Source organism: Microterricola viridarii, assembly GCF_001542775.1.
In the GTDB taxonomy this organism is placed as follows: domain Bacteria; phylum Actinomycetota; class Actinomycetes; order Actinomycetales; family Microbacteriaceae; genus Microterricola; species Microterricola viridarii_A.
In genome coordinates this window covers 3,472,016-3,492,596 of the sequence record NZ_CP014145.1, presented here as the reverse complement: position 1 = coordinate 3,492,596, position 20,581 = coordinate 3,472,016, and the positions used below count along the sequence as shown (strand labels likewise).

20 protein-coding genes are annotated in these 20,581 nt (G+C 69.4%); 4 read left to right on the top strand and 16 right to left on the bottom strand.

All coding sequences use genetic code 11. The features are described from left to right. The first annotated feature begins 177 nt into the window (after nt 1-177). Nucleotides 178-1,623 carry a PLP-dependent aminotransferase family protein gene (locus tag AWU67_RS15970; RefSeq protein ID WP_067231363.1) on the top strand — a complete coding sequence of 482 codons (1,446 nt, stop codon included), beginning with the start codon at nt 178-180 and terminating at the stop codon, nt 1,621-1,623. Between the two features lie 307 nt (nt 1,624-1,930). On the opposite strand, the gene AWU67_RS15965 is transcribed toward AWU67_RS15970, so the two are convergent. The 3 genes from AWU67_RS15965 to AWU67_RS15955 all read right to left on the bottom strand — a co-directional run bounded on the left by AWU67_RS15965 (nt 1,931) and on the right by AWU67_RS15955 (nt 5,007). After that, nucleotides 1,931-2,815, bottom strand: coding sequence for an ABC transporter permease (locus tag AWU67_RS15965; protein ID WP_082717084.1), 885 nt, complete (start codon nt 2,813-2,815; stop codon nt 1,931-1,933). Beyond that, on the bottom strand, nt 2,805-3,728 hold the full coding sequence (locus AWU67_RS15960; RefSeq protein WP_082717213.1) for an ABC transporter ATP-binding protein: 924 nt from the start codon (nt 3,726-3,728) through the stop codon (nt 2,805-2,807). Before AWU67_RS15960 ends, AWU67_RS15965 begins: the two co-directional genes overlap by 11 nt. A gap of 67 nt (nt 3,729-3,795) precedes the next feature. Continuing rightward, nucleotides 3,796-5,007: a LolA family protein gene (locus tag AWU67_RS15955; protein ID WP_067231353.1), complete on the bottom strand. Its 1,212-nt coding sequence runs from the start codon at nt 5,005-5,007 to the stop codon at nt 3,796-3,798. 118 nt (nt 5,008-5,125) lie between these two features. Between AWU67_RS15955 and cofD the strand changes: the two genes are divergently transcribed. Continuing rightward, entirely contained in the window at nt 5,126-6,301 is a 1,176-nt protein-coding gene (cofD, locus tag AWU67_RS15950) for a 2-phospho-L-lactate transferase (RefSeq protein ID WP_199922312.1), read from the top strand. Here cofD and AWU67_RS15945 read toward each other — a convergent pair. The 5 genes from AWU67_RS15945 to AWU67_RS15925 form a co-directional block, all read right to left on the bottom strand. Further along, complete coding sequence (locus tag AWU67_RS15945) at nt 6,216-6,563, bottom strand: hypothetical protein (RefSeq protein WP_067231351.1); 348 nt, start codon at nt 6,561-6,563, stop codon at nt 6,216-6,218. The two genes, cofD and AWU67_RS15945, sit on opposite strands and share 86 nt — an antisense overlap. After that, nucleotides 6,560-7,402 carry a hypothetical protein gene (locus tag AWU67_RS15940; protein WP_082717083.1) on the bottom strand — a complete coding sequence of 281 codons (843 nt, stop codon included), beginning with the start codon at nt 7,400-7,402 and terminating at the stop codon, nt 6,560-6,562. The genes AWU67_RS15945 and AWU67_RS15940 overlap by 4 nt, the downstream gene beginning before the upstream one ends. A gap of 9 nt (nt 7,403-7,411) precedes the next feature. After that, nucleotides 7,412-8,272, bottom strand: coding sequence for an amidohydrolase family protein (locus AWU67_RS15935; RefSeq protein ID WP_067231345.1), 861 nt, complete (start codon nt 8,270-8,272; stop codon nt 7,412-7,414). Then, nucleotides 8,269-9,456, bottom strand: coding sequence for a CaiB/BaiF CoA transferase family protein (locus AWU67_RS15930; protein ID WP_067231342.1), 1,188 nt, complete (start codon nt 9,454-9,456; stop codon nt 8,269-8,271). The genes AWU67_RS15935 and AWU67_RS15930 overlap by 4 nt, the downstream gene beginning before the upstream one ends. A 134-nt stretch (nt 9,457-9,590) precedes the next feature. Continuing rightward, on the bottom strand, nt 9,591-10,613 hold the full coding sequence (locus AWU67_RS15925) for an alcohol dehydrogenase catalytic domain-containing protein (RefSeq protein WP_067231339.1): 1,023 nt from the start codon (nt 10,611-10,613) through the stop codon (nt 9,591-9,593). Nucleotides 10,614-10,892: 279 nt separating this feature from the next. Here AWU67_RS15925 and AWU67_RS15920 point away from each other — a divergent pair, with 279 nt between their 5' ends. Next, nucleotides 10,893-11,975: an ABC transporter substrate-binding protein gene (locus tag AWU67_RS15920; protein ID WP_129586751.1), complete on the top strand. Its 1,083-nt coding sequence runs from the start codon at nt 10,893-10,895 to the stop codon at nt 11,973-11,975. Between the two features lie 109 nt (nt 11,976-12,084). Here AWU67_RS15920 and AWU67_RS15915 read toward each other — a convergent pair whose 3' ends face one another. From AWU67_RS15915 to AWU67_RS15880, 8 genes are all read right to left on the bottom strand, one after another. Then, nucleotides 12,085-12,699 (bottom strand): nitroreductase family protein, encoded by a 615-nt coding sequence (locus AWU67_RS15915; protein ID WP_067231334.1) that lies wholly within the window; start codon nt 12,697-12,699, stop codon nt 12,085-12,087. Nucleotides 12,700-12,808: 109 nt separating this feature from the next. Then, nucleotides 12,809-13,213 carry a RidA family protein gene (locus tag AWU67_RS15910; protein ID WP_067231332.1) on the bottom strand — a complete coding sequence of 135 codons (405 nt, stop codon included), beginning with the start codon at nt 13,211-13,213 and terminating at the stop codon, nt 12,809-12,811. 22 nt (nt 13,214-13,235) lie between these two features. Beyond that, on the bottom strand, nt 13,236-14,066 hold the full coding sequence (locus tag AWU67_RS15905) for an ABC transporter permease (RefSeq protein WP_067231328.1): 831 nt from the start codon (nt 14,064-14,066) through the stop codon (nt 13,236-13,238). Beyond that, complete coding sequence (locus AWU67_RS15900; RefSeq protein ID WP_067231324.1) at nt 14,063-14,896, bottom strand: ABC transporter permease; 834 nt, start codon at nt 14,894-14,896, stop codon at nt 14,063-14,065. The genes AWU67_RS15905 and AWU67_RS15900 overlap by 4 nt, the downstream gene beginning before the upstream one ends. Next, nucleotides 14,893-15,741, bottom strand: a complete 849-nt coding sequence (locus tag AWU67_RS15895; RefSeq protein WP_199922311.1) for an ABC transporter ATP-binding protein — start codon at nt 15,739-15,741, stop codon at nt 14,893-14,895. Before AWU67_RS15895 ends, AWU67_RS15900 begins: the two co-directional genes overlap by 4 nt. 120 nt (nt 15,742-15,861) lie before the next feature. Further along, a complete protein-coding gene (locus AWU67_RS15890; RefSeq protein WP_067231320.1) occupies nt 15,862-16,836 on the bottom strand; it encodes an LLM class flavin-dependent oxidoreductase in 975 nt (324 codons plus the stop codon). 2 nt (nt 16,837-16,838) lie between these two features. Next, complete coding sequence (locus AWU67_RS15885; RefSeq protein ID WP_082717082.1) at nt 16,839-18,251, bottom strand: dihydroorotase; 1,413 nt, start codon at nt 18,249-18,251, stop codon at nt 16,839-16,841. After that, nucleotides 18,248-19,198, bottom strand: a complete 951-nt coding sequence (locus AWU67_RS15880; protein ID WP_067231316.1) for an alpha/beta hydrolase — start codon at nt 19,196-19,198, stop codon at nt 18,248-18,250. Before AWU67_RS15880 ends, AWU67_RS15885 begins: the two co-directional genes overlap by 4 nt. A 281-nt stretch (nt 19,199-19,479) precedes the next feature. Between AWU67_RS15880 and AWU67_RS15875 the strand changes: the two genes are divergently transcribed. Then, nucleotides 19,480-20,529 carry a putative F420-0 ABC transporter substrate-binding protein gene (locus AWU67_RS15875; RefSeq protein ID WP_067231313.1) on the top strand — a complete coding sequence of 350 codons (1,050 nt, stop codon included), beginning with the start codon at nt 19,480-19,482 and terminating at the stop codon, nt 20,527-20,529. Nucleotides 20,530-20,581: the final 52 nt, after the last annotated feature.

The window sequence follows — 20,581 nt, the reverse complement described above, 5'->3', positions numbered from 1 at the left end:
TCGCGGGGTGCCGGCGTTGGCAATTCACGGGAGTCACCAACGCCGAGCGGTTTAGCCGAACCGAGCTTCGTTGCTCATTCTGTTATTGTTCGGCGTAAACATTTCTCTTTTGTTTCAGTGTGTGACACACGCGTTAATCATCATGTTGCCGAAGGTGCCGGAAAGGCAAGAGTTTCCGTGAATGAGTTCTGGAATGAGATCGACGATCCCACCCCGCGCGGCATCGCCGCGGCCATCGCCAGGCGGGTCACCAGCGGGGAACTGGTGCCTGGAGACAGGCTGCCGACGGTTCGCGAACTGGGCACACTGCTGGGGGTCAGCCCGGCAACGGTGAGCCACGCCTGGCAGGCGCTCAACCAAGCCGGCCTCATCGAATCGCGGGGCAGGGCCGGGAGCTTTGTGCGGCAGCATCCGCAGACCTGGTTGCCTCCGCGCATGCTCGGCCTGGTCGGCGGCGGCGAGCTGCCGGACGATGCCAGCCACCTCGATCTCTCGCACGGAACCCCCGACCCGCTGCTGCTGCCCGCCCTCGGCCCCGCGCTTTCCCGCGTCTCGCTGCGGGCCGAGACCTCGAGCTACCACGAGCTGCCGGTTGTGCCAGAGCTCGGCCGAATTCTCGACGAGAGCTGGCCCTACCGGGCCGAGTCGCTCACCGTCGTCGACGGCGCCCAGGACGCCGTCTCGCGCAGCCTGGAGTCGGTGGTGCGCTTCGGCGACCGGGTGGTGTTGGAGAGTCCCGGCTTCCCCGCCTTCTTCGACCTGGTCAGCGCGCTCGGCGCCTCGGTCGTGCCGGTGTCGGTCGACGAGTTCGGCATCGTGCCGAGTTCGCTCGCCGCCGCACTGCGGCAGGGGCCGTCGGCGCTCGTGCTGCAGCCGCGCGCGCAGAACCCCACCGGCGCCTCGATGACGGCCGAGCGTGCGCAGGAGTTGGCCCGCGTGATCCGCTCCTCCCGCAACGGCTCCAGCCTCATCGTGGTCGAGGATGACCACTCCGGTCAGATCAGCACGGCCGCCCCGGTGAGCCTCGGCCGGTGGATCCCCGACCAGGTGCTGCACGTGCGCAGCTTCTCGAAGTCGCACGGCCCCGACCTGCGCATCGCCGCGCTCGGCGGCCCGGCCGCGCTGATCGACAAGATCGTCTCGCGGCGCATGCTCGGCCCGGGCTGGACCTCCCGCATGGTGCAGCGCATCCTCGCCGACCTGCTCACCGACGGCACCGCCCTGGACGAGGTGACCGAGGCGCGCCGGCAGTACTACTCCAGGCAGAAGGCCCTGAACGCCGAGCTGGCGCGGGTCGGCGTGCACGCGTCGACCGGCATCGGAACGACCCCGAGCACCCTGCCGGACGGCATCAACATCTGGCTGCCGGTGGCCGACGAACGTGCCGCGCTGGTGCAGCTGGCGGCGGCCGGCATCCGCGTCGCTCCCGGGTCGCCGTTCCTGGCCGGCGGTGCCGTGCACACGGATGCAGCCGTCGGCGGGGTCTCCTCGGTGCCGGGCGTCGGGCCCGGATTCGTGCGCGTCACGGCCGGCATGGTGCGCTCCAATGCCGACTCGGTCGCCGCCGCCATCGCGTCGGCGGCACTGCCCGGGCCGCGCGCGTTCTACACGCTGGAGGCGTAGCGCCGGCTCCCGCCGGCTGAGTCCGCCTCTCGCCAGCTGAGCCTGCCTCACGCTGGCTGAGCCTGCCTCCCGTCGGCATCCCTCGCCCGTTGGCTGCGTCTGGCTCTCGCTGGTTGAGCCCGCCTCCCGCCGGTTGAGCCTGCTTCCCGCTGGTTGAGCCTGTCGAAACCGCCGGCATCCCTCGCCCGTTGGCTCGAGGGAGCTCCAGCGACCGAAGCCAACAGCGCGCACCCGGCCACGCATCGGTCACGGTTTCGCAGGCTGCCCGGGAAGGGGCTGCCGCCTTTCGCGTCGCAGCGCGACGCACTCAGGACAGGATGTCCTTGCTGAGGAACCGGCCGGCGGCGAGCGCGCCGAAGACCACGATGTAGCCGGCCTGCAACAGGGCGTTGTCGCCGAAGGACGCCCACTGCACCGGGTCGCGGAGCAGGTCGGCGAAGCTCAACCAGTGGTCGGTGAACAGCCAGGGGTGCAGCCAGTCCAGCTGCGGCAGCGCGCCGAGGATCTGCGCGGCGACGGCGAGGATCGCGGTGCCAGCCATGGCGCCGACCGGCACCGTCGTCAGTGTGGAGAGGAACAGCCCGATGGCCGACAGCCCGAGCAGCGAGACGCTGATGTAGGCCGCGATGCCGAGCAGGCGCAGCAGCCCCTCGCCGACGGTCACCGTTGTGCCGGAGAGCAGGGTGAGCGGGCCGATCGAGAACAGCACCCAGCCGACCAGCGTGCCGACGACGAGCACCGTCAGGCTCGCGGCGAGGCAGAAGACGCCGGCGCTCAGGTACTTCACCAGCAGCAGGCGGAGCCGCCCGGCCGGCGCGATGAGCAGGTAGCGCAGGGTGCCGTGGCTGGCCTCACCCGCGATCGTGTCGCCGGCGATGACGCCGATCGTCAGCGGCAGGAACAGCGGGGTCGCGACGGTGATCGCGGTCAGGCCGACGTAGAGGCCGTTCTGGGTGATCAGGTCGAGGAACGCCGGCCCGCGGCCACTGCTGCTCTCGCCGGCGATCTTGACCGCGACGCCGATCAGTATCGGGATGAGTGCGAGCGCCCCGATCAGGGCGGCGGTGCGGCGGCGCCGGAACAGCGTGAGCAGCTCGGAGCCGAGCAGCGCGGCCGTGTTGCCACGGCGTTCTGCGGCCTTGGCCGGCCGGGCGGATGCCGCGGGCACAGTTGCCTGCTGGTTACTGGACAACGTCGAACCCCTCCCCCGTCAGTTCGACGAAGCGCTGCTCGAGGCTGGGGTGCGCCGCCTCGAAGCCGCGCACGCGCACCCCTGCGGCGACGAGCTCCGCGACGACGGTCTCCGGCGGGGTCGCGTCGAGCCGGGCGATGACCAGCCGAGTGCCGTCGGGCGCCGCGGCATCCACGGCCTCGACCGGCCCGGCGCCGGCGGCCTCGTCCACAACGAGCCCGAGGCGGGCCAGCACCATGCGGGCCAGCGCGCCATCGGGGGTGTGCAGGCGCACACTGGCCACACCCGTGCTGCGGAACGCCTCGAGCGTGCCCTGCGTCACGAGCTGCCCCGCACGCATTACGCCGATGTGACTGCAGACCTGCTCGACCTCGGCGAGCAAGTGGCTGGAGACGAACACCGTGGTGCCATCGCCGGCCAGCGAGCGGATCAGGTTGCGCACCTCGCGGGTGCCCTGCGGGTCGAGGCCGTTGGTCGGCTCGTCGAGCACGAGCAGCTCGCGGGGCATGAGCAGGGCGTTCGCCAGCCCAAGCCGCTGCTTCATGCCGAGCGAGTAGGCATGCACCTTCTTGGTCGCTGCGTGCGCGAGGCCGACCCGGTCGAGGGCGTCGGCAACCCGGGTCGAGCGGCTGCGGTGCCCCGTACCGGGGTCGGCCGCGTCGAGTCGGCGCAGGTTCGCGGCGCCGGAGAGGTAGGGCAGGAAGGCCGGCCCCTCCACGAGCGCGCCGACCCGGGGCAGCACGCTGGCGACCCCACGGGGCATCTCGGCGCCGAGTACCCGAGCCGAGCCGCCGCTGGCCGCGACCAGACCGAGCAGCATGCGGATCGTCGTGGTCTTGCCGGAGCCGTTCGGGCCGAGGAAGCCGAACACCGAGCCGCTCGGAACCGCGAGGTCGATACCGTCGACGGCCATCTGCGTGCGGAAGCGCTTGGACAGCCCACTGGTCTCGATCGCGAGGTCCGTCACGCCCGGGCGCCCGTCAGTGCCCGCTCGCGGCGGCCTGCAGCGTCGCGGTGTCCACGGCGCCCGCGAACACGCGCCCGTCGGAGGTGAAGAACACGGTCACCAGCGAGGTGGTGAGCACGCGCCCGCCGTCGACGGGTTGCGTCAGGGTGTCGAGCACGCCGGATGCCGCGGCACCGCCCGCCGTCGCCCCGGCTGCGCCCAGCGCCCCGGCTGGCAGTTCGACGACGGAGGTCCAGCCGGTGCCGTGCACAATCGGCTGGGCAGCGGCGTCAGCGCTGGAGCCGGCGCCGCTCTTCGCCTGCTGGAGCTCAGCGGCGGTCGGAACAGGAACCGCCTTCTCGGTGACGGTGGTTCCGGCCGGCGGGGTGAAGGCGAAGACCGCGGGGTCCGGGGCCGCAAAGCTGACATCGGTGAATGCGACGTTGAACGCCGGCGAGCTCGCCCCACGGGCGGTGACGGAGGCGGCGAGCGCCGTGCCGGTCTTGCCGTCGATCGCCACGGAGACCTGGCCGACGAGGGTGTGGCTGTCGCGTGGGGTGAGCACCAGCTCGTAGGCGGCGCGGCCGGCGACGAGGGCATCTGTTCCGACGGTGACGGCGGTCGAGGAGTCGAGCGCGGCGAGGGCCTGGTCGAGCATCGCCTGCGGGGTCGTCACGGGGGCACTCGCCCCGGCATCCGCCGCGTGACCCGCCTTCAGGTCGGCCTTCAGTGCCTCGACGGCCGCATGGTCGACGGTGAGGTGGGTGGCTGCCTTGGCCGAGGAGTCGTAGACCCAGACGCCCTCGGCGGTGCGGTAGACGTTGCGCTCGGCGAGCGGGTCGAGCACCTGCAGGCGCGCGTTTGAGCCGTCGACGTAGACGCGCGCTGTGTGCGTGCCGAGGGCCAGCGAGACGACGTCGGCGAGGTCGGTGGCGGATACCGCCGGCTCTCCTCCTTGGCCGGCACCGGGGGCGCCGCCCATCAGCCCGCTCAGCCCCGAGAGGTCGGGCAGGCCGAGTTCCGAGGTCTGCTTGATGGTGCCGGAAAGCGGCTGCGCCGGGCTCTCCGCCGCGAACTGGATCAGCTCGGCCGGGGTCTTGTCTGGCAGGTCGACCGCCGCGCTGGCCTGCAGTGGCACCAGCACGACGCCGACACCGATGACGAGTGGGGCCACGATCGCGGGGATCCAGCGGCTGAAGCTGCGGGACGCCGCGCTGCCCTGTGTACTGGAGCTCTGAGCGCGCATGGCCTCACGCTACGCCCCGGTCGGGCCATCCACCACGCCCCCAAGGCAATCCCCAGCCTCTTCCCTCCCCGTGCGGCGGGCGTCCGGCCGCGCAGTGCTTTCGACCTAGGCTGAGTGCATGAAAATCACGGTGCTCGCTGGCGGGGTCGGGGGCGCACGATTCGTGCGCGGAGTGCGCGAGGAGTGCGCGCGCCGCTGGCCCGCGCCTGCTGGCACACCGGGCACCGGTTCCGACGGGGCCGGGCCCGCGACATCCGCGTCGATCAGGGTCGTCGTGAACACCGGCGACGACCTCTGGCTCTCGGCCGTGCGGCTCATGCCCGACTTCGACTCGCTGCTCTATGCGCTCGCGGGCGTGAACGACACCGAACGCGGCTGGGGGCGTGCCGGCGAGAGCGAACGGGTCTCGGCCGAGCTGCGCGCATGGGGCGTCGGGTGGCCCTGGTTCACCCTCGGCGACCTCGACCTCGGCACGCACCTGGCTCGCACGTCGTGGCTGCGCGAGGGGTTGACGCCGACAGAGGTCGGCGAGCGTCTGCAGCAGCGGTGGCCGCTCGGCGCGCACCTGCTGCCCGCGACCGACACCGAGGTCGACACCCACGTTGTGGTCGATGCGAGCGACGAGCGCGTCGGCGGGCGCGACCGTCTGCACTTCCAGGAGTGGTGGACGAAGCACCGCGCGGGCATCCCGGCCCGTGGCTTCGAACAGCAACACCTCGAGGTCGCACGGCCGACACCGGGCGTGCTGGCGGCGATCGCCGACGCCGATGTCGTGCTCATCGCCCCGTCGAACCCGGTGGTGTCGATCGGCACGATCCTCGCGATCCCGGGCATGCGCGAGGCGCTGGCCGCCACCGCGGCACCCGTCGTCGGGGTGTCGCCCATCATCGGCGGCTCCGTGGTGCGCGGCATGGCCGACGCCTGCCTCGCCGCGATCGGCGTCGAGACGGATGCCGCAGCCGTCGCCCGGCACTACGGGCCACGCTCGGCGGGCGGGCTGCTCGACGGCTGGCTCCTCGATGAAGTCGATGCCGCCGCGGTGGCCGGGCTGGCCGCGGACGGGCTGGTTGCCGCGTCCGCCCCCTCTGGATGCATGACCTCGACACCTCGGCCGCCCTCGCGGGCGCGGCGCTCGACCTGGCCCACCGCGCGCGCTGACCGCGCTGCCCACGAGGGGCGCGGCCAGCCGGGCGTGCTCAGCCGGGCGCTTAGGCGATGTAGTCGGGCACCCCGTACGGCGTCACGGCCGCCCGGTAGCGCTCGACGAGGTCCCGCCAGCCGAACGTGTCGGTGAACTCGTGCGTGAAGATCGCCTCGGTGAAGTGCCAGAGCAGATACGGGTGCGCGCCGAGCACGTAGAGCGCCTCGAAGTCGCGCGCGATGAACGCCGCGCGCTCCTCGGCGGTGAGCGTGCGATCGTCGGTCGGACGATCGGTGCCGCCGGATGCCGTCTCCCAGGCTTCGACGAAGCCGGCCGTGTCGGCGACGTAGGCGTCGACCGCCGCGTCGCTCATCTCGACGGCGCGCATGAACTTGTCGATCATGTACTTGCTCATACCGGGGCCTTCCACATGAAAAACGGGCTCGACGCGAAGCGCGACTCTGTCGCCTCGGCGAGGTCGGCGGGCACGCCGCCCATCGCGGCGAGCGCGGTGAGTGCATTGACGTACTGGTAGGTGATGTTGCCCGCCTCGATGATGCGTTCATAGCGGCAGCCGTGAATCGCGCCCTCGAGGTCGCCGTCGCGCATCCACGCGACCGCCTCGGCGTCGAACACCGGGTCGGGCGAACCCGCGAACTGCTTGGGCCCACCGACATCGGTGGCCATGTGCCCCGACGTCAGAATCGCCACCCGGGCGTCGGAGTCCCAGCGCTCGACGGTGTCGCGCAGGTGCTCGCCCAGCGCGGCGAAGCGACGCGGGCTCGGCAGCGGCGGCAGCGTGGAGTTCACGTTGATCGGCACGATCGGGATGTCGAAGTTCGGCGTCAGATAGTGCAGCGGAATCGTGAAACCGTGGTCGAGGCGCCACTCGTGGCTGACGGCGAAGTCGATCGCCTCGGTGAGCACGTCACGCCCGGCGATGAGATCGGCGAGCTCGCGGTGCCCCGTGATCTCGCTGTACTCCATGCCGAACGTGCGCACCTCGTTCTCGTAGGTGCCGTGGTAGCTCTCGGCCTTACCGACGAGGAACGCCGGCTGGTTGTCGCCGAAGAACTGGCGGATGTGATCGGTGCCGACCTCGATGATCACGTCGACGCCGAGCTCGGTGATCGTGTCGCGGATGAGCGCGAAGTTCGCCGCGACGCCCCGCAGGTCGTCGGGCAGAGGCTCGCGCATTGCGCGCCAGAGCAATGGGTTGTGGGGCGTGACCGCCGCCATTACGAGTTTCGCCATGGTGTCCCCTTAGAGTCCGAAAAGCGTGCGAGCGTTGTCGAGCAGGATCTTCTGGCGCGACTCGGGTTTGAACGGCAGCTCGTTGAACTCGTCCATCCACCGGTCGGCCGTCATCACCGGCCAGTCCGAGCCGAACAGCACCCGGTCACTGATCAGCGAGTCGGCATAGCGCACGACCTCCGGCGGCAGGTACTTCGGCGCCCACCCCGACAGGTCCAGGTACACGTTCGACTTGTGCCACACCATCGCGAGGTTTTCGAGGTGCCACGGCCAGGCCGGGTGCGCGCTGATGATCTTGAGTTCGGGGAACTCCGCGGCGACGTCATCGATGTACGGCACCGGTTTCGCGTTCTCGAGGCGGTAACCGCCACCGCCGGGTGTTCCGGCCCCCGCCCCTGGGAATCCGGAGTGGAACATGACGACGAGCCCGAGCTCGGCGCACGTCTCCCAGATCGGGAAGAACCGGCGGTCGTTCGCGAGGAACTTCTGCCGCGACGGGTTGAGCTCGCCGACGCCTTTGATGCCGTACTCGGCGTGCATGCGACGGATCTCGGCGACGGCGGCCTCGCCCTTCCACGGGTCGATGCCCGCGAACGACAGGAACACATCGGGGTGGTCCACCTGCGCCTGACCGAGTAGGTCGTTCGGCGCACCCTTGATGCCCGACGTCGTCTCGGAATCGGAGTTCACGATGACGGCCATCATCTTGCGCTCACGGTACTGGTCGGCCTGCTCGGCAAACGACACCACGGGGCGTTCGCGCCCGAAATGCTTCGCCATCTGCTGGTGCCGCTGCCCCATCGCCGCGAGGAATTCCTCGGTCTGCGGGTGGGTGTGCACGTCGATGGCGACGACGTCGTCGATGTTCATGCGGGAGTCCTTTCGCTGAGCACACGCTCGTTGTCGGCACCGAGCCCGGGCGCGGCGTGCAGCGCGGGTCGGCCGCTGCGGTGGAAGATCGTGCTCGGCGCGGGCACCCGGAGCGGTGTGCCGTCGTGCCCGGTGATCTCTTCGACGAGTCCCATCGAGGCCACCTGCGGGTCATCGAACAGGTCGGCGACCGTGTTGAGTGGGCCGTGCGGGATGTCGGCGGCGGCGAGCGCATCGAGCCAGTGCTGGCGCGGCATCCGCTCGGTGATGGCCTTGAGTTCCGCGTCGAGCGCGTCGTAGTTGTGCACGCGGCCCTCGCGCGTGTCGAAGCGGGAGTCGGACGCCAATTCCGGCGCCCCGAGCACCGCGACGAGGCCGGTCCAGAACTTTTCGGGCACCGACATGTGGATGACGAAGGCCTTGCCGTCGGAGCCGACGCACGCGTACGCCTGCGCCCGGCGCGGCCGGGAGTCGGGCCCGGCGACCTGGCCGGTCTCGAGGAACGTCGACGCGGCTTCGGTGAGGAAGTCGATGAGGGAGCCGACCATCGACACCTCGAGGTGCTCGCCCTCCCCCGCCTCGCCGCGCTCCGAGCGGGCGTGCAGCGCCGCGAGAACGGCTTGCGAAGCCGACAGTCCAGAGAGCAGGTCAGAGAACGCCGGGCCGAGTGGCCGCAGGGTGTCGGCCGGCACCACCTGGCTGTACATCGCCCCGACCGCAGAGATCACGGTGTCGTACGCGGGCCGCTTCGCATAGGGCCCTCCGCCGCCGAACCCCGTGATCGAGCACGTGATGAGACGCGGGTTGAGGTCGTGCAGCACGTCGGGCCCGAAGCCGAGCCGAGCGGCGACGCCGGGCCGGAAGTTCTCGATCAGCACGTCGGCCGTGCGCGCCAGCTCGAGCAGGTCGTCGAGCCCCTCTGCGCTCTTCAGGTCGAGCGTCACCCCGCGCTTGCCGCGGTTGTAGGCGGCGAACTGCGGGCTCATCGTGCCGTTGCCCTCCCAGCGGCGCATCGGGTCGCCCTCCGGCGCCTCGACCTTGATCACGTCTGCACCGAGGTCGGCGAGCAGTTTCGAGGCGTAGGGGCCAGAGATGTACTGCCCCAATTCGATGACTCGGATGCCGCGCAGGGGGCCCGCGGCGGCCTCCTCGTCTGCGCGAGGTTGCGGCTGGTCGTCGCTCATCTGGTCGGTTCCTCTCGGTCTTCGGCGCTGAAGGGGTCTGGGCGTGTGTCGCTCAGGGGTGATCCGCGATGCCTCACCATGTCACACACGGGTACGGCTGCCGCGAGGCGCGCAGTCGCGCACGGTCGGTGAGTTCAACGGACATCGACGATGACCTTCCCGGCGGGAGAGGAGGCGAAGTCGCGGTAGGCGCGTGCGATGTCCGCGAGCGCGATGCGGCTGCCGATCGGCGGAACGATCGCCCCGGATTCCACGAGCGCGATGGCGCGCTCGACCTGGGCGTAGTCGGCGCTCGCCACCCCGGCCAGCCGCTTGCGCTTGATGTAGAAGTCACGGGAGTCGAGTTCGAGGTGGGCATCGACCGATGCCGAGCAGAAAGCGGCGCGACCGCCCCAGCCGAGGCCGGTGATCGCTGCGGCGAGCGTTGGCGCGTGCCCGGTGACGTCAATGACGACGTCGGGCGCGCCGCCGAGTGCCACGGCGTCTGCGAGTATCGCCGGCGAGTCGACGAGCACGGTACGCACACCGTCGGCTGCGGCCGAAGCAGCTGCACCCGTGATGGGGGCGCGTGATGCTGCGACGACGGTGGCTCCGAGGTGCCGCGCGTAGGCGACGGCCAGCTGGCCGAGGGTGCCGCTCGCGCCGGTCACGAGCACGCGGTCGTGCCGGCTGACGGCTGCCGCCTCGAAGGCGTTGATGACGATCGGCAGGCTGTGCACGGCCGCAGAGGCGAGGGCCGCGGGGATCGACCCGCGTGCGAAGGCGCTGCGCGCGGGCACGACGACGTACTCGGCCGCCCCGCCGTCGCGGTGCACCCCGACCACGGATTGCGTGGGACAGTCGGCTTCGCGACCTGCGCTGCAGCGGGGGCACCGGCCGCACGGGATGTTCGGCTTCACGACGACCGGCTCGCCGATTCGGGAGCTCTCGACACCGGGTCCGACGGCGTCGATGACACCGGCAGGGTCGAGCCCGAGCACGCGCGGGAGCTTCGCGGCGGCGCCAGGGCCCCGCCCGGAGATGACGTTGAGGTCGAGCTGGTTGAGGCCGACGGTCTCGACGCGGATGCGCACTTCGCCGATCCCCGGCGTTGGCACGTCTGCCCCGGTGACGGAGAGGCCATCGAGGCCATGCGCGGTGAGAAGTGCTGCCTGCATCGCTTGCTCACTCTCGACGTGTCGACCGTGCCGCAGCCCCGCGACACCTATTGGATACCGTATCCAATTTGCAGGAAGTCTGTCTAGTGTCTTCTGCTGCGGCCGCGGTCTGCGCGGTCCGGCCGCCCTCGCGGGCCGGAACGGGCGGCCCCGCGTCGTGACGAATCTGTCGAGTTCCTAGACAGGGCTCTGGACTCTGGATACGGTATCCATCACAGCAAGCGGGGCGTTCACACTGAGCGAGCGTCCCGTGCAACCCACCGCCAAGAATGGAGCATCATGCGCAGATCCATCCAACGTACCGGCCTCAGCGTGGCCGCCGGCATTGCCGCCTTCACACTGCTCGCCGGATGCGCGGCAAACAACGGAGCCACGGCCGGCTCCGAGCCCGTCGCCCTCGCCGACGGAGAGCCCGGTGCCGCCGAGGACACCGAGATCACCGTCGCCATCCCGTTCCCGGACATCACGATGTACTCGATGTTCATCCTCGCGACCGACCTCGGCTACTACGAGGACGAGGGCCTCACCGTCGAGGTCATCACGGCCGACAACGTGACGGCGGCCGTCGCCAGCGGCAGCGCCGACATCGGCGTCGAGTCGACCGGAACGGTGATCGAGGCGATCCGCGGCGGTGTCGACATCGACCTCGTCGGCGGCCACTACTGCCGCCAGAACTTCGACTTCGCCGCACAGGCGGGCATCACCAAGGTTGAAGACCTGGAGGGTGAGACCATCGTGCTCGCCGGAACACCCGGCGACCCGGCCGAGTTCCAGCGCAAGCTCGTGCTGAAGGAAGAGGGCTGGGACCTCGACACCGTCAACACCGAGATCGCCTACCCCGGCCCCGGCTCCGAGTCGTGGACGGAGTTCTTCGTGAACGACCGCATTGCGCTGCAGCCCTTCTACGCAGACGACCTGCCGGCCCTCGAGGAGCACGGCGCGAACGTCATCGTCGAGTCGCTGCGCAACTGGGCGAACGACGTGCAGGTCGCGGGCAGCGGCTGGGTGAAAGAGAACCCGAACACCCTCGTTCGATTCCTTCGCGCGACGCTGAAGGCGACCGGGTACATGACGGCGCCGGCGCCGGGCGAATTCCCCGAAAACGTCGACTCGGTGCTCGACATCTACCAGGCGAACGACTTCGACGTCGAGGCGCTGCGCGGCAGCGACAGCCCGTGGGTTCTGGACGGCCACCTCGCCTGCTCGAACCTGTACTTCGACACCGAGGCATGGGACACCACGATCGAGACGCAGTCGCTCGAGCCGATCGAGTTCGACCGGTCCCAGCTCGTCTACCTCAACAAGGCCCAGGAGTTGGTCGGCACGAACAACGACGGCCCGGCAACGCTGCCCTACCCCTGATTGCATCCGTCGAGTCTCGGCTCGACTGAAGAGGAGACCCCCGCCGGAGCGCATGCCGGCGGGGGTCTTCTGCTGTGTCGGGGTTGCTGCGTGGGGTCGAGCGGCAGCCTCAGCCGCCCCAACGCCCCCGGTGCACGACCTCGTCGATGGGCCGTCGCGCGCGACGCGAGGGAGAACCGCCGCGGGTGCCCGACGGTTCGGCATGGCCGATGGTGATCGCGCCGACGGGCTCGTACTCCGGCGGGATATCGAACGCGGCGCGGAAGGCGGCCACGCGCTCGGCCGGCACGCCGAACAGGCAGCCACCGAGCCCCTCGTCCACCGCCGTCTGCAAGATCAGCAGCGCCGCCATCCCCGCGTCGACATGCCAGTACGGAACCGACCAGCGCGGCTCTTCCTCTTCGCTCCACCCCTTGTCGCCCTCGGCGTAGCGGCGCACATACGCGGCCTTCGAGGAGAGCGGCACGATCACAACGGGGGCCGTACGCATCCCACGGAGCCACGAGCTCTCGCCCTTGCCCTCGAGCGGTGGCGTCGTCGACTGCCAGAATCGGGCGACCGCCTCCGGCTCGTCCAGGCGCAGAAACGCCCAGCCCTGCGTGAATCCCGCGTTGGGGGCGCGCACGGCGTTGCGCAGCATCCGGTCGACGGATGCCGGAGCCACCGGTTCGGTCGTGTACCGCCGAACCATTCGCCGGCCGGCGACGACCCCCTCGAATTCCATGCGCTCCCCTTACTCCCCCGAACCGCGGCGGTCTCACGCCGCGCTCCCCACGAAGTCGGCCCCCGCTGTCGCGCATGACGCGGGGGCCGACAGTCTACGTCGAACCCGGCTACTGCTCGCGTGCCTCCACCGCCGCGATCGCCTCGATCTCGAAGCGGTAGTCGGGACCGGCGAAGCCGGCAACCTGCACGAGCGTCGACACCGGGAAGTCGTGCGTGAAGTACCTGGCACGGATCTCGCGCAGGTCGTCGCGCAGGAGGCGGAACTCCTCGCCGATGAAAACGTTCACCTTGACGACGTCGTCGGGCGAGGCATCCGCCGCACGCAGCACCGCCGTGAGGTTCTCGAAGGCGACCTCGATCTGCTCGCGCGTGGTCTCCGGCAGCGAGCCATCCGCTCGCATGCCGATGATGCCGCTCACGAACACGAGGTCGCCGCCGGAGACGCGGATCGCCTGACTGAACTGCGCCGTGGGAGGGTAGATGCCCTCGGGAACGATGATGTCTTTGCGCATGGTGCTCCGTTCGGGTTGCGGCCTACCGGCCCATGATCTGTCGGTCGTCGTACCAGGGCGCGAGCCGCTTGCGCAGCCCCGAGATGAGCGCGAGCGTGAGGTTCGCGATGATGACCATCACGATGACCATTGCGATCGCCTTGTCCATCTCGAACTGGTACGCCGCGAACTCGAGCATGTGCCCGAGGCCACCGGTGCCACCGAGGAACTCGCCGAGCACCGCGCCGGTGAAGCCGAGCGCCGCACCCCGCTGGATTCCCGCGAGGCTGTAGGGCAGTGTGGCGGGCAGAATGACCTTCCAGCCGAGTGCCACCCCGTTCACCCCGTACACCCGGCTGGCGTTCACCAGCGAGGCCTGCACGGTGACGGCGCCCTCCATCGTGTTCAGGATGATCGGGAACACCGCCAGCAGGAACACGAGAGCGATCTTCGAGGCACTGCCGAGCCCGAGCACCAGGATGAACAGCGGCGCGAGGGCCACCTTCGGCGTCGAGTACAGCAGCCAGAGGAACGGCGCGACGGTGAAGCGCAGCACCGGCGACCAGCCGACCGCGAGCCCCACGACGACACCGACGACGACGGCCAGCACGAGCCCGATCAGCAGGTTCTGCATGCTGTAGGCGAAGGCCTGCCAGAACTCGGGATCAATGAGCAGCTGCAGGAACGACGCGAACACGGCCGTCGGCGGCGGCAGGAAGGCCTCTGGCACGAGATGCAGCCACGAGACGGCTGCCTCCCAGATGAGCAGGATGCCGGCGATCACGGCGAGCAGCACCGTGGTCCAGCTGCTCAGTCCGGAACCGCGGCGCCGCGGCGGCGCGTTCAGCGTTTCGATGGAGGCGGTGGCGGTCATCGGCGTGCCTTCCTCGTCCACGGGGCGACCCAGCGCTCGACGAGCGTCACAACGCCGGTCATGCCGACGCTCCAGGCGACAACGACGCCGATCGCGGCGAAGGCCTGGTCTGTTTGATAGGTGTTGGTGGCTCTGACGATGAGTGCGCCCATGCCACTGGATGAGCCGGAGAGCTCCGCGACGACCATGCCGATCGTGGCGAGCACGACCGCCTGGCGCAGCCCGGCGAACAGGAACGGCACCGTCGACGGCAGGAACACCCGCCGGTAGAGGTCGATCTTGCTGGCGCCGTAGACCTGGCCGGCGCGCAGGATCGACGGGTTGGTGGTGCGCATCCCGGCCGCGATGTTCAACATGATCGGGAACATCGCGCTGATCACGACCAAGAAGATCACCGGCCCGATTCCGAAACCGAACCAGGCCTTCGCGAGCGGCTGGTACGCGATGGCCGGCGTCGCATAGATCGTCCAGGCGATCGGGCCGACGACCTTGTCGACCGGCAGCGAGGCGCCCATGAGCAGGCCGACGGGGATGCCGATCACCACGGCGATCGTGAAACCGGTGAGCCACGCCTGCGCCGAGATTCCCGCGTTCGCGGCAAGCGAGCCGTTGGCGATGATCTCGGCGAAGCCCTGCGCGACCGCGAGGGGCGGCGGGAAGAACACCGGGTTGACCAGCCCCCAGTAGCCGACGATGAGCTGCCAGAGCAGCAGCACTACGAAGACTTCGACGGCGATGACGACGGCCTTGCCCCCGGTCGAGAGGTCGGCGAGCCAGGCGGCGAGCCCTCCTCTTCCGGTTCGCGGCCCGCTCGCGAAGAGGACGCTCATGACCCGCCCGCCACCGCGGCCTGGGTCGCCTCGGCCTGCAGCGCGTCCCAGAGGTGGTCGCGCAGTTCCAGGAAGCGGGGGTCGCTCTGCACGCTGCGCTCGGAGCGCGGGCGCGACAGGTTCGTCTCAATGATCTCTTTGATGGCGCCCGGGTTGCTCTTGAAGACGACAATGCGGTCGCCGAGCAGGATCGCCTCTTCGATGGAGTGCGTGATGAACAGCACGGTCTTGCCCGTCGCGGCGATGAGCTTCTCGATCTCGGCCCGCATCACCTCGCGGGTGAGCGCGTCGACGGCACCGAGCGGTTCGTCCATGAGCAGGATGCGCGGTTCCGCGACGACCGCCCTGGCGAGCCCGACGCGCTGCTGCATGCCGCCGGAGAGCTCCTTGGGGTACGACGCCTCGAAGCCCTTGAGGCCGACGAGTTCGATGGCCTCCTGCACGCGCTCGCGCCATCCATCGCCCTTGAGCTGCTTCTGCATCTCAAGGCCGAACTTGACGTTGTCGAAGACGGTGCGCCACGGCAGCAACGCGTAGTCCTGGAACACGACGGCGCGGTCTGGGCCGGGGCCGGTCACGGGGCGGCCATCGACGAGCACGTCGCCGCTGGTGGGTTTGACCAACCCGGCGATCACGTTCATCACCGTGGTCTTGCCGCAGCCCGATGGGCCGAGCACGGTCACGAACTCCCCTTCGTGTACGTCGAGGTTCACCCCGTCGACCGCGGTGAGCGTCGCACCGGTCCGGGCGATGTTGTAGCTGACCGTGAGGTCACGCACCGAGATGAGCGGGGCGGATGCCGCGGGCTCGTCTCGTTCGGTGGTCGGCAGCGTCATTGTGGTCATACTCTCTCTCGCACTCTCGGGAACTTCTTCGGTCTCGGGAAAAGATGTGCGGCGCAAGCGCCTGTGCCGATGCCGGCGGCCCCACTGGGGCCACCGGCATCACCCTGCTTCGGCTTCGCGTCAGCGGAGCTTGGGCAGTACTTCGTTGCCGAGCAGTTCGATCTGTTCGAAGAACCGGTCGAACTTGAAACGGAAGTCGAAGACGAGGTGGTCGACCCCGGTCGCCTGGAACTTCTTGATCTCCTCCACCGCTTCGTCGGGGTTGCCGACGATCAGCTGCCCTTCGAGGTCTTCGACTGTCTCGAAGGTACCCGACGGCGGTTTGACCGCGAACTTGGCCTTGTTGGCCCAGGCGAGCAGACCGGGAACGTTGACGTCCTTGAGCGCCTCCTTGCGCGTCGCCTCGATCGAGGTGGGCGGGATCACACCGACCTTCGGCATCGGGCGGCCAGAGACATCCGTCATCTCCTTCATGACGCCCATGCGCTTCTCGATCGATGCGAGCGAGATGCGTCCGGGCATCCAGCCGTCGGCGAATTCCGCCGCGAGGCGGGCCGAACGCGGTGTTGCACCGCAGTACCAGAACGGAACGCTGCCGCCGACCGGCTTCGGCTCGATCGTGACGTTCTCGAAGTTGAAGATGCCGTCGTCGTAGGTGACGTCGTTCTCGGTGAAGACCCGCTTGAGGATCTCGGCATTGGAGCGCACCAACTCGACGCGGTCCTTGTCACCCCAGCCGATCGCCTCGAACTCGTGGTCGAAGGTGCCGGCGCCGAATCCGAGGATGAGGCGCGGGCCGAGCAGCTGGGTCATCGTGCCGGCCATGAGCGCGGTCACGAGCGGGTGGCGGAACGGGATGAGCGAACCGGTGCCGAGCTCCAGCTTGTCGGTGACGGCACCGATCGCGGTGAGCGTCGTGAGCGCGTCGTAGAACGTGCGGTTCGGCTTCTCCATCTCGCCGTGCGGCTCGAAGACGAGGTGGTCGCGCACCCAGACCGAGTCGAAGCCGAGTTCCTCAGCGCGCTTGGAGCCCTCGAGCAGCTTGTCCTTGCTGGCGTGTTCGCCGAAGTGCGGCAGCAGCAGACCGAATTTCATGTTCACTTCCCTTCCGTTGCGGCCAGTTCGGCCGTGCGTGCGGCCGGAGCGGCCGCGAGCTTTCCATACCCGGGCTCGCCGACGACAACGCCGTCGACGTAGACGTCGGTTCCGCGCACCAGGGTGCGCTCGATGCGGGTGCTGATGGTGCGCCCGTTGTACGGTGTCCAGCCGATCTTCGACAGCACGTCGTCGTCGGTGATGGTCCATTCGTGCGCCATGTCGGCGATCACGATGTCGGCGTCGGCACCGACCTCGAGGGTGCCCTTGATGCCCGCGAGCCCGAACTTCTCGGACGGGACCTGGGCCACCATCTCGACCACGCGCTCGAGCGTGAGCTCGCCGCGGTTCACGGCGTCAAGCATGAGCTCGTAGTAGTACTGGATGCCGGGAGTGCCGGTGTGGGCGCTCCACATCTGCGTCCAGCCGATCTCCTTCTCCTCGCGGGTGTGCGGCGCGTGGTCGGAGCTCGCGACGTCGATGGTGCCATCACGCATGCCCTCCCAGATCGCGGCGCGGTTCTCGTCCGGCACCCAGTAGGAGAGTGCGTACGGGCCGAGCGTCTGCACGTCTTCCCAGGTCGAGAGGAAGGGCGCCCAGTGGTTGACCTCGCAGGTGACGTCGACGCCATTGGCCTTCGCGCGGCGCACGGCCTCGATCGAGCGGCGCGTCTGGATGTGCGCGATGTGCACCGGGCATCCGGATGCCTCGGCGAGGCGGAGCACGACGTCGATCGCCGTGTCCCAGATGACGCCCTCGCGGGCCGCGTATGCCGAGGCGTAGCCCTCCGGGGTGTTGTCGCCGCTGGCGAGCACGGCGCCCTCGATGTAGTCCATGAGCTTCTGGTCGTGCGGGTGGATGATGAATCGTTTGCCGGTGGGGGCGATCTGATCCATGATCTGCAGCAGGTGGCCGTGGTCGTGGATGCCGGTGCCGGAGGGGTGCGGGTAGTCACGGCCCGTGTCGACAACCATGTAGATCTTGAACGCGTTGATGCCCATCTCGGCCATCGGAACGATGTCGTCGAACTGGGTCGGCGCCGGGTTGTGGTTCCAGTCGACGATCGACGAGCTCGTGTAGCGCTCGAAGACGTCGGTCAGGCTCGCGACGTCGACTGTCGGCGGCTTCAGGTTCGGCATGCCGAACATGGTGGTCACGCCGCCGGCCGCGGCCTGGCGGCTGGTGGTGAAGATGTCGTCCTTGTGCTCGTACCCGGGCTCGCGGGTGTGCACGTGCACGTCGACCATGCCGGGCAGCACGAGACGGCCAGAGGCGTCGATCGTGCGGCTCGCGTCGACGGCGACGTCACGTGCGACGACGCCCGCGACCTTGCCGTCGTGCACGAGCAGGTCTCCGGCGATGGGGCCGCTCGGGGTGACGACGGTGCCGCCACTGATTCTCAGGTCAATGCTCACAGTCCTGCCTCCGTGTATTCGATGGTCTCGCCCGCTTCGGGCGATTCGGTGGTGCGAACGACGACGTCGCTCGGGCGCACATGGCGGTCCAGCCAGTCGACGATGCGCGGGGTGGTCTGCTCCCAGTAGCGGTCGTAGGCCGCGTAGTGGGTGGTGTGCCGCTGCATGATGAGCTGCTTCGGCCCCTTCGCCGCGGCGTAGAGGGCCTCGGCGTGGTCGGTGGGCGTGGTCGCGTCGCCCTCGACGCCGATCACGAGCAGCGGCGTGGTGAGGCGCTCGGCGGCGGCCAGCGGGCGGTAGGTCAGGATCTCCTCGGCGCAGGAGAGCGGGATCGCGCTGGGGATGCGGTCGTCGACGTCGGCCTTGATCGTCGTGGCGCGGCGCTCTGGCGTCGGCACCATGATCTCTTCACGCGGGTGCACGAGGCGGCCGACGCCGGTGGAGACGCGCAGCTTGCGGTCTTCGTCGAGGCTCGCGAGGAACGCGAGCCATTCGTGCTCCTGGCGCATGCGGTGCAGCCAGTCGGTACCGTCGGCGACGGGCACCTGGCTGACGGCCGCCTTGATGCGCGGGTCTGCGTCGGCGAGCAGCACGGCGTTGCCGCCGCCCGTCCCACCGGTGCCGAAGACGCCGATCGCGTCGGCGATGACGTCGTCGCGGGTGGTCAGATAGGTGACCGCGTTCACGAGGTCCTGCAGCTGGCGGGCCGGCGAGAGGATGCCGCGGTCGCCCTCAGAGTCGCCGAAGCCCCGGTAATCGAAGATGAGGACGGCGAATCCGGCTTCGACGAGCGCCTCGTGGTAGCGAACGTAGAGCTTCGCGTCTTTGAGGCCGAGCCAGCCGGGACCCTGCACGATGGCGCGGTACGGGCCGGGGGTGTCGGGCGTGCGCCAGATCGCCGAGAGGCGATCTCCCTCACTCGTGAACTCGAGGTTCGTGGTCTTCATGTGATGCGGGTCCTCTCGGATCTCGTCGACGCTGGCGATGCGCGGACCTCGAGACGGCCAGGTGAACCTGCACCTGAAGACCCGGACTCGGATACTCCGAAGTGGCCCGCGCTCACATCATTGCGTATCTTGGATCCAGAATCCAGTATTGATTTGAAATCCATCAGCGCCCTAGGATGAACTCGACCGCCGGTCTCGCTTGATCGGTTGTGATGGCCCGGGATTGGGCCGTGAGTCGTTGACACCTGTCGAAGTCCGCTCCACACCGTCCCGGAGGAACCATGCCCATTCGCCACCCCAACAGCTCTCGCAGCGCCCGCCGCCCCACGCGCAACGCTGCAGCGCTGGCCGCCCTGCCGATCGCCCTGCTCCTGCTTTCCGGCTGCGCCACCGCCGACGCCGCGGCCACCGCCGCCGACCCGACCGATGCCAGCGAGGAGGCCGCCGGAGGCACGGGCTACCCGCTCACCGTCGACAATTGCGGCACCAAGCTCACCCTCGACGCCGCACCCGAGCGTGTGCTCACGATCAAGTCGTCGACCCTCGAACTCATGCTCGCCCTCGGGCTCGGCGACCGGATCATCGGCTCGGCGTTCAGCGACGGCCCGGTTCCCGAACAGTTCACGGAGGCGGCATCCGGCATCGACGTCGTCAGCGACAAGGTGCCGTCGCAGGAGGCCACGCTCGCCCTCGAACCCGACTTCGTCTTCGCCGGCTGGGAGTCGAACCTGTCGGCAGAGGGTGCCGGCGAACGGGCGGATCTCGCCAAGCTCGGCGTCGCCAGCTACGTGGCGCCCGCCGCGTGCAAGGGCGAGGGCTACAAGCCCGACCCGCTCAACTTCGACGAGGTGTTCCGCGAGTTCGTCGAGGCCGGAGACATCTTCGGCGTGCCGGATGTCGCGGCCAGGCTCGTCGCGGGCCAGCAGGCTGCGCTCGACGCCGTCGTTCCGAACGACGAGGGCCTCCGGGCACTCTGGTACAGCTCGGGCGACGAGACGCCCTACGTCGGCGCCGGCATCGGCGCACCGCAGATGATCATGGGCGCCGCTGGCCTGGACAACATCGGCAAGGACGTGCACGACACCTGGACGTCGATGAGCTGGGAGGCCATCGTCGACGCCAACCCCGACGTGATCGTGCTCGTCGACGCCGCCTGGAACACCGCAGACGCCAAGATCGCGCAGCTCGAGTCGAACCCCGCGACGGCGGCGCTGCCTGCGGTGCAGCAGCGGCGCTACGTCGTGCTCGACTTCCCGTCGACCGAGGCCGGCGTGCGCAACGTCGGCGCCGTTGAGTCGATCGTCAAGCAGCTGGGAGCGCTCGGACTGTGAGCATCGAACCGAGGACGGGGGGCCACGCGGACGCGACGGCGGAAACAGGTGT

Excerpts from the sequence above, each read along its gene's own strand:
- AWU67_RS15925 (WP_067231339.1), bottom strand. The coding sequence starts at position 10,613 with ATGCAGGCAGCACTTCTCACCGCGCATGGCCTCGATGGCCTCTCCGTC.
- AWU67_RS15915 (WP_067231334.1), bottom strand. The coding sequence starts at position 12,699 with ATGGAATTCGAGGGGGTCGTCGCCGGCCGGCGAATGGTTCGGCGGTAC.
- AWU67_RS15875 (WP_067231313.1), top strand. The coding sequence starts at position 19,480 with ATGCCCATTCGCCACCCCAACAGCTCTCGCAGCGCCCGCCGCCCCACG.
- cofD (WP_199922312.1), top strand. The coding sequence starts at position 5,126 with ATGAAAATCACGGTGCTCGCTGGCGGGGTCGGGGGCGCACGATTCGTG.
- AWU67_RS15945 (WP_067231351.1), bottom strand. The coding sequence starts at position 6,563 with ATGAGCAAGTACATGATCGACAAGTTCATGCGCGCCGTCGAGATGAGC.
- AWU67_RS15940 (WP_082717083.1), bottom strand. The coding sequence starts at position 7,402 with ATGGCGAAACTCGTAATGGCGGCGGTCACGCCCCACAACCCATTGCTC.
- AWU67_RS15900 (WP_067231324.1), bottom strand. The coding sequence starts at position 14,896 with ATGAGCGTCCTCTTCGCGAGCGGGCCGCGAACCGGAAGAGGAGGGCTC.
- AWU67_RS15935 (WP_067231345.1), bottom strand. The coding sequence starts at position 8,272 with ATGAACATCGACGACGTCGTCGCCATCGACGTGCACACCCACCCGCAG.
- AWU67_RS15895 (WP_199922311.1), bottom strand. The coding sequence starts at position 15,741 with ATGACCACAATGACGCTGCCGACCACCGAACGAGACGAGCCCGCGGCA.
- AWU67_RS15880 (WP_067231316.1), bottom strand. The coding sequence starts at position 19,198 with ATGAAGACCACGAACCTCGAGTTCACGAGTGAGGGAGATCGCCTCTCG.
- AWU67_RS15920 (WP_129586751.1), top strand. The coding sequence starts at position 10,893 with ATGCGCAGATCCATCCAACGTACCGGCCTCAGCGTGGCCGCCGGCATT.
- AWU67_RS15955 (WP_067231353.1), bottom strand. The coding sequence starts at position 5,007 with ATGCGCGCTCAGAGCTCCAGTACACAGGGCAGCGCGGCGTCCCGCAGC.
- AWU67_RS15905 (WP_067231328.1), bottom strand. The coding sequence starts at position 14,066 with ATGACCGCCACCGCCTCCATCGAAACGCTGAACGCGCCGCCGCGGCGC.
- AWU67_RS15890 (WP_067231320.1), bottom strand. The coding sequence starts at position 16,836 with ATGAAATTCGGTCTGCTGCTGCCGCACTTCGGCGAACACGCCAGCAAG.
- AWU67_RS15930 (WP_067231342.1), bottom strand. The coding sequence starts at position 9,456 with ATGAGCGACGACCAGCCGCAACCTCGCGCAGACGAGGAGGCCGCCGCG.
- AWU67_RS15910 (WP_067231332.1), bottom strand. The coding sequence starts at position 13,213 with ATGCGCAAAGACATCATCGTTCCCGAGGGCATCTACCCTCCCACGGCG.
- AWU67_RS15960 (WP_082717213.1), bottom strand. The coding sequence starts at position 3,728 with ATGGCCGTCGACGGTATCGACCTCGCGGTTCCGAGCGGCTCGGTGTTC.